At 66.6% G+C, this 13,914-nt stretch carries 15 protein-coding genes; 9 read left to right on the top strand and 6 right to left on the bottom strand.

The features are described 5' to 3' along the window. From AC3WMU_RS11965 to AC3WMU_RS11975, 3 genes are read right to left on the bottom strand one after another with little or no spacing between them, the layout of a single operon-like run. Nucleotides 1-1,104 carry a DegT/DnrJ/EryC1/StrS family aminotransferase gene (locus tag AC3WMU_RS11965; RefSeq protein ID WP_006224862.1) on the bottom strand — a complete coding sequence of 368 codons (1,104 nt, stop codon included), beginning with the start codon at nt 1,102-1,104 and terminating at the stop codon, nt 1-3. Between the two features lie 5 nt (nt 1,105-1,109). After that, nucleotides 1,110-1,679 carry an acyltransferase gene (locus tag AC3WMU_RS11970; RefSeq protein ID WP_006224861.1) on the bottom strand — a complete coding sequence of 190 codons (570 nt, stop codon included), beginning with the start codon at nt 1,677-1,679 and terminating at the stop codon, nt 1,110-1,112. Nucleotides 1,680-1,683: 4 nt separating this feature from the next. Beyond that, complete coding sequence (locus AC3WMU_RS11975; RefSeq protein ID WP_006224860.1) at nt 1,684-2,736, bottom strand: Gfo/Idh/MocA family protein; 1,053 nt, start codon at nt 2,734-2,736, stop codon at nt 1,684-1,686. A gap of 112 nt (nt 2,737-2,848) precedes the next feature. Between AC3WMU_RS11975 and waaC the strand changes: the two genes are divergently transcribed. Next, nucleotides 2,849-3,880 carry a lipopolysaccharide heptosyltransferase I gene (gene waaC, locus AC3WMU_RS11980; protein WP_035213102.1) on the top strand — a complete coding sequence of 344 codons (1,032 nt, stop codon included), beginning with the start codon at nt 2,849-2,851 and terminating at the stop codon, nt 3,878-3,880. Nucleotide 3,881: 1 nt separating this feature from the next. Then, nucleotides 3,882-5,204, top strand: coding sequence for a 3-deoxy-D-manno-octulosonic acid transferase (locus AC3WMU_RS11985; RefSeq protein WP_492282397.1), 1,323 nt, complete (start codon nt 3,882-3,884; stop codon nt 5,202-5,204). Nucleotides 5,205-5,227: 23 nt separating this feature from the next. Here AC3WMU_RS11985 and AC3WMU_RS11990 read toward each other — a convergent pair whose 3' ends face one another. Genes AC3WMU_RS11990 through AC3WMU_RS12000 form a run of 3 tightly spaced genes read right to left on the bottom strand, consistent with a single transcriptional unit; the run spans nt 5,228 to nt 7,059 of the window. Continuing rightward, a complete protein-coding gene (locus AC3WMU_RS11990; RefSeq protein ID WP_006224857.1) occupies nt 5,228-5,392 on the bottom strand; it encodes a hypothetical protein in 165 nt (54 codons plus the stop codon). Between the two features lie 12 nt (nt 5,393-5,404). Next, the gene (locus tag AC3WMU_RS11995; protein ID WP_006224856.1) at nt 5,405-6,211 is read right to left on the bottom strand and encodes a type III pantothenate kinase; all 807 of its coding nucleotides are present in this window, start codon (nt 6,209-6,211) and stop codon (nt 5,405-5,407) included. Next, nucleotides 6,208-7,059: a biotin--[acetyl-CoA-carboxylase] ligase gene (locus AC3WMU_RS12000; protein WP_006224855.1), complete on the bottom strand. Its 852-nt coding sequence runs from the start codon at nt 7,057-7,059 to the stop codon at nt 6,208-6,210. The genes AC3WMU_RS11995 and AC3WMU_RS12000 overlap by 4 nt, the downstream gene beginning before the upstream one ends. 96 nt (nt 7,060-7,155) lie before the next feature. Between AC3WMU_RS12000 and AC3WMU_RS12005 the strand changes: the two genes are divergently transcribed. The 7 genes from AC3WMU_RS12005 (at nt 7,156) to AC3WMU_RS12035 (ending at nt 13,857) form a co-directional block, all read left to right on the top strand. Next, nucleotides 7,156-8,286, top strand: a complete 1,131-nt coding sequence (locus AC3WMU_RS12005) for an MlaE family ABC transporter permease (RefSeq protein ID WP_035213101.1) — start codon at nt 7,156-7,158, stop codon at nt 8,284-8,286. After that, nucleotides 8,286-9,125: an ABC transporter ATP-binding protein gene (locus AC3WMU_RS12010; protein ID WP_492282398.1), complete on the top strand. Its 840-nt coding sequence runs from the start codon at nt 8,286-8,288 to the stop codon at nt 9,123-9,125. Before AC3WMU_RS12005 ends, AC3WMU_RS12010 begins: the two co-directional genes overlap by 1 nt. Further along, entirely contained in the window at nt 9,112-10,068 is a 957-nt protein-coding gene (locus tag AC3WMU_RS12015) for an MlaD family protein (protein ID WP_035213099.1), read from the top strand. The genes AC3WMU_RS12010 and AC3WMU_RS12015 overlap by 14 nt, the downstream gene beginning before the upstream one ends. Further along, nucleotides 10,065-10,760: an ABC-type transport auxiliary lipoprotein family protein gene (locus AC3WMU_RS12020; RefSeq protein WP_492282399.1), complete on the top strand. Its 696-nt coding sequence runs from the start codon at nt 10,065-10,067 to the stop codon at nt 10,758-10,760. The genes AC3WMU_RS12015 and AC3WMU_RS12020 overlap by 4 nt, the downstream gene beginning before the upstream one ends. A gap of 33 nt (nt 10,761-10,793) precedes the next feature. Continuing rightward, nucleotides 10,794-11,450 (top strand): alpha/beta hydrolase, encoded by a 657-nt coding sequence (locus AC3WMU_RS12025; protein ID WP_006224850.1) that lies wholly within the window; start codon nt 10,794-10,796, stop codon nt 11,448-11,450. Nucleotides 11,451-11,602: 152 nt separating this feature from the next. Then, on the top strand, nt 11,603-12,865 hold the full coding sequence (locus tag AC3WMU_RS12030; RefSeq protein WP_085946934.1) for a D-alanyl-D-alanine carboxypeptidase family protein: 1,263 nt from the start codon (nt 11,603-11,605) through the stop codon (nt 12,863-12,865). Nucleotides 12,866-12,990: 125 nt separating this feature from the next. After that, on the top strand, nt 12,991-13,857 hold the full coding sequence (locus AC3WMU_RS12035) for a D-amino acid aminotransferase (RefSeq protein ID WP_280028414.1): 867 nt from the start codon (nt 12,991-12,993) through the stop codon (nt 13,855-13,857). The last annotated feature ends 57 nt before the right edge of the window (nt 13,858-13,914 follow it).

Genomic DNA, 13,914 nt, shown 5'->3' on the forward strand with positions numbered 1-13,914 from the left:
TCAACGGGCGAGTGCGGCGCGGACGGTAGCGACGATCTGATCTTGCGTGGCCTCGTCAAGATCGGGATGCATTGGCAGGCTCATGACGCGTTCCGCCAACATGTCCGAAACCGGGGTCGCGCCTTCGCCGTCCGCGAACGCTGCATACGCCGGTTGCGCGTGAATAGGGCGCGGGTAGTGGATCGCCGTCGGGATGCCGGCTTCCTTCAGGTGCGCGATCACGGCCTCGCGGTTCGGCACGATGACGGTGAACTGGGCCCAGACGCTGTCGCGGTCCGGGCGCACCGTCACGGTACGCGCCCCGTCCGGCAAATCTGCCAGCAACTGCTGGTAGCGGGCGCCGATCTTCAGGCGTTGTTCGACTTCCCATTCGAAGCGTTCCAGCTTGCCTAGCACCACTGCGCATTGCAGGGTGTCCATGCGGCCGCCGACGCCGACGCGGGTGTGGTAGTAGCGGGCAGACTGGCCGTGCACGCGGATTTCGCGCATGGCCTGGGCCAACTCGTCATCGTTCGTGAACAGTGCGCCGCCATCGCCATAACAGCCCAGCGGCTTGCTCGGGAAGAAGCTGGTGCAGCCGATGGTCGACAGGTTGCAGCTTTTCTTGCCCTTATACGAGGCGCCAAAGCTCTGCGCCGCGTCTTCGATGACCGCGATGCCGTGTTTGGCGCCGATCGCGTTGACCTCGTCCATGTCGCCGCACTGCCCGTACAGGGAGACGGGGATGATGGCCTTGGTGCGAGGCGTGATTTTGGCTTCGATTTCCGACACTTTGATGTTGCAGGTGTCGGGCTCGACGTCGACGAACACCGGCACGGCACCCAGCAACACGATGACCTCGGCCGTGGCGACGAACGTGAACGACGTGGTGATGACTTCGTCGCCCGCCTTCACGCCCAGTGCCATCAACGCAATCAGCAAAGCCTCGGTGCCCGAGGCTACCGTGATGCAATGCTTGGCGCCGGTGTACGCGGCCAGGGCGGTTTCCAGTTCCTTGACCTCGGGACCCATGATGTACTGCCCATGATCCAGGACTTTCTGGATACGGGAGTTGATCGGATCGCGCAGGACTTGGTACTGTTTTTTCAGGTCAATGAATTGCATGGTGTTTACGCCTGTTGGCAGACGCCATCCTTCAAAATATAGGTTTCGCCCGTATGTGCGCACGTGGCCTGGCCGTTGCCGGTCAGGGGCAGGTCGAGCTGTTCGCCATAGCGGCTCATCCAGCCGATCTGCTTGGCAGGCACGCCCACAACGAGGGCATAGTCAGGCACGTCTTTATTGACGACGGCGCCCGCGCCGACGAAGGCGTAGCGTCCTACGGTGGCGCCGCACACGATCGTGCTGTTGGCACCCAGCGTGGCGCCCTGGCGCACCAGCGTGTTGCGGTATTCGTTCTTGCGTTCGATGGCCGCCCGCGGGTTGTAGACATTGGTGAACACCATGCTCGGGCCGCAGAACACGTCGTCTTCGAGCGTCACATTGTCGTAGACGGATACGTTGTTCTGGATCTTGACGCGATCACCGATCTTGACCTTGTTGCCGACGAACACGTTCTGGCCCAGCGAGCAGCCTTCGCCGATAACGGCGCCGCCACAGACGTGGACCCAATGCCATACCCGGCTGGTCGTGCCGATTTGGGCGCCGTCATCAACGATAGCAGTGGAATGGATGCTCATTGGATCAGTCCAGCGGCAGCGGAACGCGCACGCCATCGCGGGCGGAACGGTACATGGCGGTCAGCAGCGCCAGGGACTGCAGGCCTTCGCGGCCGTCGGTCTCCGGTTCGCATTCGCCGCGCAGCGTGCGGATGACGTTGTCGTAATACAGCGGGTGGCCAAAGCCGTAGACCGAAGTCGTTTCGTAGTTGGCTTCGCGGATCTTGGTGTCGTCGGGGTGCTCGTCAGCGAATTTCCATTCGTCGATTCGGTTGACGGCCACGCCGCCCACGCGGACAGTGCCCTTCTCGCCCAGGATGGTGATCGAGCCTTCCAGGTTCTGCGGGTAGGTCAGCATGGTGACGTTGATCGAGCCCATGGCGCCATGGCGCCAGCGCACTGCTGCTACACCGGTGTCTTCCGCTTCGATGCGGCGCGCAAGGGTAGCCGTGAAGGCATAGACGCTTTCGACCGGGCCGACCAGCCAGTCGAGCAGGTCGACATAGTGGCTGGCCTGGTTCATGAATGCGCCACCATCCCACTCCCACTTTCCGCGCCAACGGGCCGCGTCGTAGTAATCTTGCGGTCGCGTCCAGAAGACGTTGACGGTGACCATGTAGATCCGGCCGAAGCGGCCTTGGTCGATGGCCTTCTTCAGCAGCTGCAGGGTGGCATTGCGGCGGTTCTGCTTGACGACGAAGAGGCGGACCCCGGCTTCGTCACAGGCCTTGACCATGCGCTTGCCGTCTTCCCAGCGCGTGGCCATGGGTTTTTCGCTGATGACGTGGCGACCGGACTGGGCGATCTCGATGGCTTGCCACGGGTGCAGGCCAGAGGGCGTGGCCAGGATTACGGCGTCAGCAGTGCTGTTGGCCAGCAGTTCGGTCAACGAGGAATAGGGGGTAGCGCCCGTCGCTTCGGCGGCAGCCTTCAATGCGTCAGGGTTGGTGTCGCAAACTTCTACCAGTTCGGCCCTGTCCCCGTGCTGGGTGATCGCGCCGATGTGATTCTTGGAGATGCGTCCACAGCCCACAATGGCAAAACGCAGCTTCCGGTCAGTAACGGGATTGATGGTCATCAGATTGTTTTGATGTAAATTGCCGGGGTTATTTGGACCCACCCGGGGTTAGACAGTAATAATACTTGAATCCCCTGGGTGTCCACGAATGTAAACATCCAATTTCTTATTGATGCCTACTCGCATTCTCATCGTTCGAACATCGTCACTTGGCGATCTAGTGCATATGTTGCCTGCTATTACCGATATTGCCCGCCATGTGCCGGACGCGGAGATAGATTGGGTGGCGGAAGAGGCTTTTGCCGAGATCCCGTCGTGGCACCCTGCGGTGAGTTCCGTGATCAAAGTGGCACACCGCCGGTGGCGAAAAGCCTGGTGGTCGCAGCAGGTGCGGGCAGAACGTAAAGCGTTGCGCGAACGCCTGCGCGAAAAGCAATATGACGTCGTGCTGGATATGCAGGCCTTACTGAAGTCCGCCTGGCTGGTGCGTCAAACACGCGGCGTTCGCCACGGTCTGGATTGGCGATCCGCACGCGAACCGTTGGCATCGTTGTTTTACAACGTGCGACATCGTGTGGAGTTTTGGCAGCCCGCAGTCATTCGGCAACGTAAATTGGCGGCACTGACTTTCGGTTACCAACATGCTGGTTTGCCTGATTTCGGATTGCAAGAATTCGCGCGACTGGCGGCACAATCGCGCGATGTTTCCGATATTGTCGACCAAAATAATGTGGCGGATCTGCCACGTTTACATCATTTGGATACCGATCGAGGCTACGCAGTGATCATGCCTTCGGCCAGCCGCGACGATAAATTGTGGCCCGAAGAGGACTGGCGGGCGGTCTTTCGCCGGTTGCGCGAAGCCGGCTGCACCTTGAAGCTGCTGGCAGGAAATGAATCTGAAGCCCAGCGCGCCGGCCTGCTGGTGGCCGGCATGGATGGGGCCGAGGTGATGCCCCGCATGGATCTGAGTTCGGTGGCCCGCCTGCTGGCGGGTTCGCGCCTGATGGTGGGCCTGGACAGCGGCCTGACCCATTTGTCCGCCGCCCTGGGCCGCCCCACCATCGGCATCTACCGCGCCTCCACTCCCGTGAGAACTCCGCTGGTCGGTTCGAACTACACCGCCAGCCTGGGAGACCGCGGCGCGTCGCCGTCGCGTGAAGCCGTGATGGCGGCGGTGGAGCAGGCATTGGCCGCCCAGTGACATGAACCGCGGCGTCTACTCTCTGGCGCTCAGGGCATTGTCACCGCTGGTCTGGCTGTGGATGGCCCGTCGGGCCAGGCGCGCCGGCGGCGAATGGGGAATCTTCTCGCCGGAACGGTTTGGCCATGCCGCAGCGCCGTCGCCAGCGGCAGCCGACGCCGTGCCTTTTTTGTCCTGGACGGCGCCCGTGTGGGTGCATGCCGTCAGCCTGGGCGAGACCCGCGCCGCCCAACCACTGCTGCAGGCGTTGCTTGACCGCGGCCTGCCCGTGTTGTTGACCCACATGACCGCGACCGGCCGCGCCGAGGGCCAGCGCCTGTTTCCCCAGGCCATTGCTTGCGGACAATTGCGCCAGACGTGGCTGCCCTACGACTTTCCCCGTGCGACGCGTCGCTTCATGGATAGCTATCGCCCCCGGTGCGGCCTGCTGATCGAACGCGAGATCTGGCCCAACCTGCTGGCGGCGGCCCGGCGCGCGCGCGTGCCGATGGCGCTGGTCAGCGCCCGGTTCTCGGCCTCGTCGCTGCGCCAGGCGGGCCGGATGGGCGGCGTGATGCGCGAAGCGCTGGCCGGCCTGGACCTGGTGCTGGCACAGACTGCCGAAGACGCAGGCAGGCTGGCGCAGGCGGGGGCCGCCGCGCCCATCGTCACGGGCAATCTGAAATTCGATCTGGCCTTGCCGGCGCCGCAGGTGCAGGCGGGCCGGGCGTGGCGGGCGCAGTTGGGCAGGCCCGTCCTGGCCGTGGCCAGCACCCGCGAGGGCGAGGACAGCGGTTTCATCGGCGCGATCAAGCGGCATGCCGCCGCGCGGCGGGCGCCGGACTCCCCGTTGCTCCTGTTGATTCCCCGGCATCCGCAGCGTTTTGACGAGGCGGCGCGCCAGTTGGCGGAGGCGGGGCTGGCGTTCGTGCGGCGTTCTGAGGGCACCGAGCCCGATCCGGACACCGTGGTGGTGCTGGGCGATACGCTGGGCGAGATGGCGTTCTATTACGCGGCGTCGGACGTGGCCATCGTTGCGGGCAGTTTTGCGCCGCTGGGCGGCCAGAATCTGATCGAAGCCTGCGCCGCCGGCGTGCCCGTCATCGTCGGGCCGCACACGTTCAATTTCAAGCAGGCGGCGGAAGACGCGATCGCAGCGGGCGCGGTCTTGCGCGCGGCGGATACGGGGCAGGCGGTGGACAGCGCGATGGCCTTGCTTGCCGATGCGCCGCGCCGGCAGGCAGCGAGTCAGGCGGCGCGTGCCTGGTTTGATTCGCATGCCGGGGCAACGCGGCGGACCTTGGCCGCGCTTGCGCCCTGGCTGGACCGACCCGGCAGCACCTGATCGGGCTTGTCCCGGGGGCAGGCCTACGGCGCTTTACGGGGAACCAGCGTCACCGCGCCCGGGTTCAGCTCCTGGCTGAAACGGCGCGTGTCGCGGCCTTCGTCTTCGGGCCGTATGCCGATCCAGCCTTGGCCCAGCGCCGCTATCCACAGATTGGCCAGCAAGATCAGGATGAATAGCACTCGCATGGCGGGCCTCGCTCAGGCGTTGGCGTCCAGGGTGGCGCGCGCCACCGCGGCCAGGCCGTCCAGGACGGGGTGATCCAGGTAGACCGGCACCGGAGCGGCGCCGAACGCGCCGCCGGCATCCGCCAGCAGGCGTTCGATTTCCTGATGCACTTCCGGCCAACCGCCGCCCGCCGCGTAGATCTGCGGGGCCTGGCCGTAGCGCTGGCGGCCAGCCAGCCATTGGCGCACGACGGCGCCGGCCTGGGCTGCGGCGATGCCCGAGGCGATGGCCTCGTGCGTGTCGACGGGGTAGGCCACGACCTGGCCCTCGGCGATGGGCAAGTTGGCGGTGCCGTGGGCGAGCGACGTGCGCATCATGGCCGGGCCGGGCAGGATCAGGCCGCCAGCGAAGACGTTGTCGGGGCCGACCGTATCGATGGTGGTGGCGGTGCCGAAGCTGGCCAGCAGGAAGGGCGGGTGCGCGCCGGGCAGGCGCGACAGCACGCCCAGGAGCGAAGCCCAGCGGTCCGCGCCCAGTTGCGTGGGCACGCGGTAGCTGTTGACGAGTCCCAAGGTGCAGGCCTGTGAAGGCGACCAGGTGACCGCACAGCCGTGTTTTTGCAGGATGGCGGAAATGGCCGTGCCGCGGGCGTCGCCCGCCACGTTCACGCCCACCGCGCGCACCGGGCGGCGCGGCAGCGCGGCCAGCCAGCGGTCCAGCGCATCCAGGTCCAGGCCGTCGAACGCAACCGCTGCCGGTTCGCGCGGCATGTCGGGGTTGCTGGCGTCCAGCCAACCCACCTTGAGACGGCTGTTGCCGGAGTCGATGAGAATAATCATGCTTGGCGTCGAATCGAAATTTCGCCGACCGAAATCGGTGTGGCGCCCTCGGGCGTGCGCACCAGCAGGCGGCCTTGCTCGTCCACGCCGCTGGCGGCGCCGCTAAGCAGGATATCGCCTTTTTCCAGCACGTTGACCGTGCGGCCCGCCAGGGCGTCCACTTGGTCGAAACGCTGCCGGAATGCCGCGAAACCGTTGCGCTCCAGCGTCTGGACGGCTTCGTGCCAGGCGGTGGCGCTGGCGCAGATCAGGTCGGCGGCGGTGACCAGCCGGTGCGATTGGGCCTGCACCTGCGTCCAGTCGGCGACCTCGCGGCCCAGCGTCCGGGACAGTTCGGCCGCGTCGATCAGGTTCACGCCCATGCCGATGACGACGGTGTAGCCGGCCTCGCGGCCGCCGGGGTTGCGGGTGGTTTCCACCAGCACGCCCGCGAGTTTGGCGTCATGCCATTGGACGTCGTTGGGCCATTTCATGCACAGGCCGCGGGCGTCCGGGCCGGCGACGGTGCGCAGGGCCTCGCAGGCGGCGACGCCGGCCAGCGGGGACAGTGCGGGCAATTGCGCGGCCGGCAGGTGCACGTCGAACGCGCACGAGAACATCAGCGTGGAGCCCGATCGGTTCTGCCAGGGGCGGCCGGCGCGGCCACGGCCGGTTTCCTGCAGATGGGTGCCCAGCAGCCAAGGCTTGCCGGCGCCGGCGCCCGAGCGGGCGCGGGCCAGCAGGTCGGCGTTGGTCGACCCGGTGCTGTCTGTCCAGGCAATGTCTTGGAATACGGGCAGGCGCGAGCCTAGCTCCCGGGCCAGGGCTTCCGGCGCGGGCAGGTCGATAGGGCGGACGTGATCGGACATGGCGGCGATTGTAGGGCACGCGGCCCCCCTCACGCGGCCTTTCGGCCTTCAAGCGTTTATGATTGGCGATACATTTTGCATCGGTACCCTGCCTACATGCCGCAAACCGCTTCACCCGCGTCCGCCGCCGCACCATTCCGTCAGGACGGGAACGCATGCCACGTCGCGGGCGACTGGAGCGTCCTGGCCCTGGCCGAGGCGGGCGAAGTCGAACGCCGGCGCTCGGCATTGGCCCGCGCCGTCCAGGACGGCGTGCGTTGGGATCTGCACGGCATCAGCCGGCTGGACACCATCGGCGCCTTGCTCATCTGGCAGGCCTGGGGCGAAAAGCTGCCCGAACGGGTGCGCTGGTCGGCCGGCCAGCAAGACGTTTTCAACGCGCTGGCCATGAACAAGGGCGGCGCCCGGGCGCCCGAGCCCAAAGCCGAATCCTGGGGGTGGGTGCGCGCCCTGGGCGGCGCGATCTTCCGGGGCGCCGAAAATGGCCGGGCGCTCTTGGTCATGCTGGGCCAGCTGGTGCTGGATTTCGGCGCCATGCTGCGCCGCCCACGGCTGGGCCCCTGGCGCGAGATCTCGGCGCAGGTGTACCGCACCGGCGCGCAGGCGCTGGGCATCACGGCGCTGGTCGGCTTCCTGATCGGGGTGGTGCTGTCTTACCTGTCGGCGCAGCAACTGCAGATGATCGGGGCCGACCGCTTCATCGTGCGGCTGCTGGGCGTGTCCATCGTGCGCGAACTGGGGCCCGTGCTGGCCGCCATCCTGGTGGCAGGGCGGTCGGGGTCGGCCATCACGGCCCAGATCGGCGTGATGCGCGTGACGCAGGAACTGGATGCGATGCTGGTCATGGGCATCTCGCACGGCCAGCGGCTGATCCTGCCGCGGGTGCTTGCGCTGGCCGTGACGATGCCGCTGCTGGTGCTGTGGACGGACGCCATGGCGATTCTGGGCGGTATGCTGGCCGCGCAGATGCAGCTGGGCGTATCGGCGCAGTGGTTCCTGACATCGCTGCCGGACGCCATCTCCCTGACCAATTATTGGATCGGCATCCTCAAGGGCGTGACCTTCGGCATCCTGATCGCACTGATCGCGTGCCATTTCGGCCTGCGCATCCAGCCCAACACGGAAAGCCTGGGCCGCGGCACCACCACGTCGGTCGTGACCTCGATCACCGGCGTGATCCTGCTGGATGCGCTGTACGCCATCATCTTCAGCTCGGTGGGCATCTGATGAACGGCGCCGCCCAGCACCGGTTATTCACCGACGACAGCGTCACCGTCGAACCCGTCATCTCGGTGCGCGGATTGCGCACCGCTTTTGGCGACCACGTGGTCCACGACAATCTGGACTTGACCGTCTTCCCGGGCGAAATCCTGGTGCTGGTGGGCGGATCGGGTACGGGCAAGACGGTGCTGCTGCGCCAGATCATCGGCCTGGACCAGCCCGCGGCCGGCATCGTGAAGGTGCTGGGGCATTCGCTGTTCGAGCTGTCGCCCGCCGAACGCAGGCGCCTGTCCTATCGCTGGGGCATGCTGTTCCAGGCGGGGGCGCTGTTCTCGGCGCTGTCGGTGTTCGACAATGTGGCCCTGCCGCTGCGCGAGCTGCGCACGGTGCCGGAAGACCTGGTACGCGACGTCGTCATGTGCCGGCTGGCGATGGTGGGCCTGTCGGCGCAGGACGCCGGCAAGCGGCCGTCGGACCTGTCCGGCGGCATGGTCAAGCGCGTGGCGCTGGCGCGTGCGCTGTCGCTGGACCCCGAACTGGTGTTCCTGGACGAGCCCACCGCCGGCCTGGACCCGTTGCGGTCGGACGAATTCGTGGACCTGGTGCGCAGCCTGCACCGGCAGTTGGGATTTACCGTCGTCATGGTGACGCACGATCTGGACACGCTGCTGGCGTTGGCCACGCGTGTCGCCGTGCTGGCGGACAAGCGGGTGATCGTGTGCGACACGGTGCCGGAAGTACTGAGGGTCGACCACCCGTTCATTCATACATTCTTCCTGGGCGAACGCGGTTTGCGCGCGCTTGGGGATCTGGCGCCGAAGGGAATGCATCATGGAAAACCGTAGTCATGCGCTCATGGCCGGGATCTTTACGCTGGTCTTGCTTGCCGCCGCCGCGTTGGTGGCCGTCTGGATCGGCCGGGACCGGACCAAGCTGCAAACGTACGAAATCGTGTCGGCCACGGCGGTCAGCGGGCTGAATCCGCAGTCGGCCGTGCGCTATCAGGGCGTGCCGGTGGGTAAGGTGCAGTCGCTGGCGCTGAACCCCGACAAGCCGGGGCAGGTGCGCATCCGCATCGGCGTGGCGCCGAATACGCCGATCACCGAGTCCACCTGGGCCGAGCTGGGCGTGCAGGGCGTGACCGGCATGGCCAACGTGGAACTGCGTGACGACGGCACCTCGCTCAAGCGCCTGGCCTCGTCGGCCGAACATCCCGCTGCCATTCCGCTGCGTCCGGGTTTCCTGGACCGTATCGAGCAGCGCGGCGGCAAATTGATTTCGAACGTGGAAGAAGCCACCGAGCAGCTGCGCCGCGTGCTGAGCGAACAGAACGTGCAGGCGCTGACTGCCAGCCTGCAAAACGCCACCGACATCACGCAGTCGCTGCGCGATGCCAGCCGTGATCTTGGACCCACGTTGGCCAAGTTGGGGCCGCTGATGGATTCGCTAGGCAACACGTCGCGCCAGGCGGACCGCGCCGCGCGCGAGATCGCCGATCTGGCGCAGCAGTCGCGGCAGGCGCTGGCGCGGCTGAATGCGCCCGACGGCCCCTTGTCGGTGGCCACGCGCAGCTTGAACGACATTGCTCTCGCCGCCGCGCGGCTGGATGGCGAGACCCTGCCCGCCGTGACCAATATGGCCGCCAACGTCAGCGCCGCCGCGCGGGGCGCGACGGTTACCCTGCGCCGTGTGGACAGCACGCCGCAATCGTTCTTGTTCGGCCCGGCGCCTGTTGCGCCCGGACCCGGCGAAGCCGGATTTGCCGGTTTCGGGAGACAGCCCAAATGAAGATGCGTCACGCCGTTTTGATCCTGACCCTGACCGTGACCCTGGCGGGTTGCGGCATTGGCCGCGTGGGCGCGCCGCCCTCCGTATTCGACCTGGGCCTGGACACCAAGCCCGTGCCGACGCTGCCGGCGCGCGCGCCCATCGCGCTGAACCTGCAGGCTGTGCCGGCGCTGTCGGATACCAGCGTCATCTGGCGGGTGGGTGACAGCGCCGCGCCCAAGGCCTACGCGACGTATCGCTGGGCCTCGTCGCCGTCGGAGCTGGTGCGCCAGCGCATCACTGACCGTCTGTCGCGCCAGGGGCCGGTGCTGGCTGATCGCGTCAACCTGCAGATGCCGCAATTGCAGCTGTCGTTGATGCAGTTTGAACAGGTGTATGCCGAAGACGGGCAGTCCAGCGAAGGCCGCATCCTGTTGCAGGCGGTGCTGCTGAATGGTCGCGCCGTCGTGGCTCAGAAGCGCATTCAGGTGCAGACGCCCGCGCCCACGCAAGACGCGGCGGGTGGGGTTGCAGCGCTGCGGCACGCCACGGATGAGGCCGCAGACCAACTGGCACAATGGCTGGCCGAGGTGGTGCAAGGCGCACCCGAATCCACCCCTCGACGCGGATTCGGCCCCAGACCCGGCCCGTCGTACGAACCGGCATTCGATATCCCCGCCCAGTCCTCCGGCGCCTCGCGGTCCGCCAATTAAATCGATTTTCCTTTTTGCACGTTGAGTCCTGCCATGTCCTCCGCTCGTACTGATACCCACGCCTTTACCGGGGCCGCCGGCCGCATCGATTGCGCCGTCGACTGGCCTGCCGGCACGCCGCGCGGCTGGGCCCTTGTCCTGCACCCGCATCCGTTGCAAGGCGGCGCGCGCGAAAACAAGGTCGTCACCACGTTGTCGCGCGCCTGCGTGCAGCATGGCTTGGTGGCGGTGCGCCCCAACTTCCGCGGGGTCGGTCAGTCGGAAGGCGAGTTCGACAAATCGGTCGGCGAAACGCAGGACATGCTGGCGGTTGTTGCGCAAATGCGCGAGCTGCATCCGGAACTGGCCGCCGCTCCGTGGGTGCTGGCGGGCTTTTCTTTCGGCACGGCGGTCGCGGCACAAACCTACGCGGCGCTGGCTGAGGCCGGCGACGCGGTGTTGCCGGCGGCGCTGATGCTGATGGGCCCGGCCGTGAACCGCTTCCAGTCACACGAAGTGCAGGTACCTGACGACACGCTGATGGTGCATGGCGAAGAAGACGAAGTCGTGCCGCTGTCCGAAGCCATGGACTGGGCGCGTCCGCGTTCAATTCCGGTGGTGGTGGTGCCGGGCGCGTCGCACTTTTTCCACGGCAAGCTGCTGGTGCTGCGCCAGCTGGTGCAGGCGCGCCTGAAGGTCGCGCTGGACTGATCGACCGTTGCGGCCGGGCCGCAGGTTGCATCAGGTTGCATGATTTAAATGCTGCGGAACCCTGCGCGGGGCGGACCGGTCCAATGGGCTGCCTATAATTGTCAGCCATTAGCCCCGCGCCGGCGGGCGTCTTTCCTGGACCCACGTTGCCGATGAAGAATTTGCCTTACTCCGCTCAATCCCCCGTTGTCTTGACCCGCCGCTTGCTGTCTGGCGCGGTGCTGTCGGCGATGCTCGCGACCTCCATGCCGGTCTGGGCACAACAGGCGCCCGCCGCTGCTCCGGCCGCCGCAGGCGCCACGGCGCCGGCTCCGACGGCTTCGGGTGCGGTGCCGGTGGGTGACGTGTCGTCCGTGCCGGCGCCCACCATCGCGGCCAAGGCCTGGATCGTGATCGACGTGAACAGCGGCCAGACGCTGGCTGCCTCCAACCCCGACATGAAGGTCGAGCCGGCTTCGCTGACCAAGATCATGACGGCCTACGTCGTCTTCAACGCGCTGGATGAAAAGCGCCTGACGCTGGAGCAGACCGTGCCCGTGTCCGAGCACGCCTGGCGCACCGGCGGCTCGCGCATGTTCATCGAGCCGCGCAAGCCCGTCACTGTCGACGAGCTGAACCAGGGCATGATCGTCCAGTCGGGCAACGACGCCTCCGTGGCGCTGGCCGAGGCCGTGGGCGGCAGCGAAGCCGCCTTCGCGTCGCTGATGAACCAGGAAGCCGAACGCCTGGGCATGAAGAACACGCACTTCATGAACGCGACCGGTCTGCCGGACCCGCAGCACATGACGTCCACGCGCGACCTGGCCACCTTGTCGTCGCACCTGATCACCGATCACCCGGACTTCTTCCACTACTACAAGCAGAAGAGCTACACCTACAACAAGATCACGCAGCCCAACCGCAACCGCCTGCTGTGGGCCGATCCGTCGGTGGACGGCATGAAGACCGGCCACACCGATTCGGCCGGCTACTGCCTGGTGTCGACGGCGGTGCGCGGCGACCGCCGCATCCTGGTGGTCGTGGTGGGCACGGACAGCGAGGCCACGCGCGCCGAAGAAAGCCTGAAGCTCTTGAACTGGAGCTTCCAGAACTTCGACACCGTGAAGCTGTTCGACAAGAGCCAGCCGGGCATCGATGCGCGCGTCTGGGAAGGCACGGCTGAAAACGTCAAGCTGGGCCCGCCTAACCCGGTGTCGATCGCCGTGCCGCGCGGCAAAGCCGGCGACCTGAAGCCGGTGGCGCAGCGCACGGATCCGCTGATCGCCCCGCTGGCCAAGGGCCAACAGGTCGGCACGCTGCAGTTCACGCTGGACGGCAAGGTGCTGCGCACCGAACCGCTGGTGGTGCAGGACGCCGTCGAACGCGCCGGCTTCTTCGGCCGCATGGTCGACACCGTCAAGCGCTGGTTCCAGTAAGCGGGCGCGCCACAGGCGCGGCCCCGGGTGTAAGCTAGCAGCGGGCGTTTCGTACGCGAAACGCCCGTTTTCCATTCTGGGACGGACCGGGCGGTCCGTCCTTCGCCATTTCACAGGAGTGCCTCATGATTCCGGGCGTGCCGGGCGAAAGCCAGGTGTATCTCAACGGTGAGTTCCTGCGTGTGGACGAGGCCAAGGTCTCCGTCCTGGATCGCGGCTTCATTTTCGGCGACGGCATCTACGAAGTCGTGCCCGTCTACCAGGGCAACGCGTTCCGCATGGCGGAGCACCTGAACCGCCTGGACCGCAGCCTGGCCGCCTTGCGCATCGCGCAGCCCTTCGACCGCGAAGGCTGGGTCAACCTGATCGAGCAGTTGCTGGCGCGCACGAACCTGGAGACCTGCATCGTGTACCTGCAGGTGACGCGCGGCGTCGCCCGTCGCGACCACCAGTTCCCGGCCACACCGGTCACGCCTACGGTGTTCGGCATGATTTCACCGTGGGCGCCGCCGTCGGCCGCGCAGCGCACGCACGGCCTGACCGCCATCAGCATTCCCGACGAACGCTGGTTGCACTGCGAGATCAAGTCGGTATCGCTGCTGGGCAACGTGCTGGCCAAGCAGCAGGCCGTGGACGCCGACGCCGACGAGGTCGTGCAGTTCCGCGACGACTACCTGACCGAAGGGTCGTCCACCAACATCTGGGTGGTCTCGGGCGGCAAGCTGTTAGCCCCGCCGAAGAACAACCTGATCCTGGAAGGCATCCGTTACGGCCTGATGGGGGAACTGGCGGCCGAGGCCGGCGTTCCCTTCGAGGCGCGCCGCATCACGCGGGAAGAGGTGGAATCCGCCGACGAACTGATGCTGTCGTCGGCCACCAAGGAAGTGCTGCCGATCGTGGCGCTGGACGGCAAACCGGTGGGATCCGGCAAGCCCGGCCCCGTTTTCGAGCAATTGCGTGCGGGTTATGATGCCCGCATCGCCGCGCTGTAGACCGTTGTTCCGGGCGGCCCTCCGGGCCGTCCGCCACCCAGCGGACACTTGCCAACG

Source organism: Achromobacter sp. FW305-C-13, assembly GCF_058783475.1.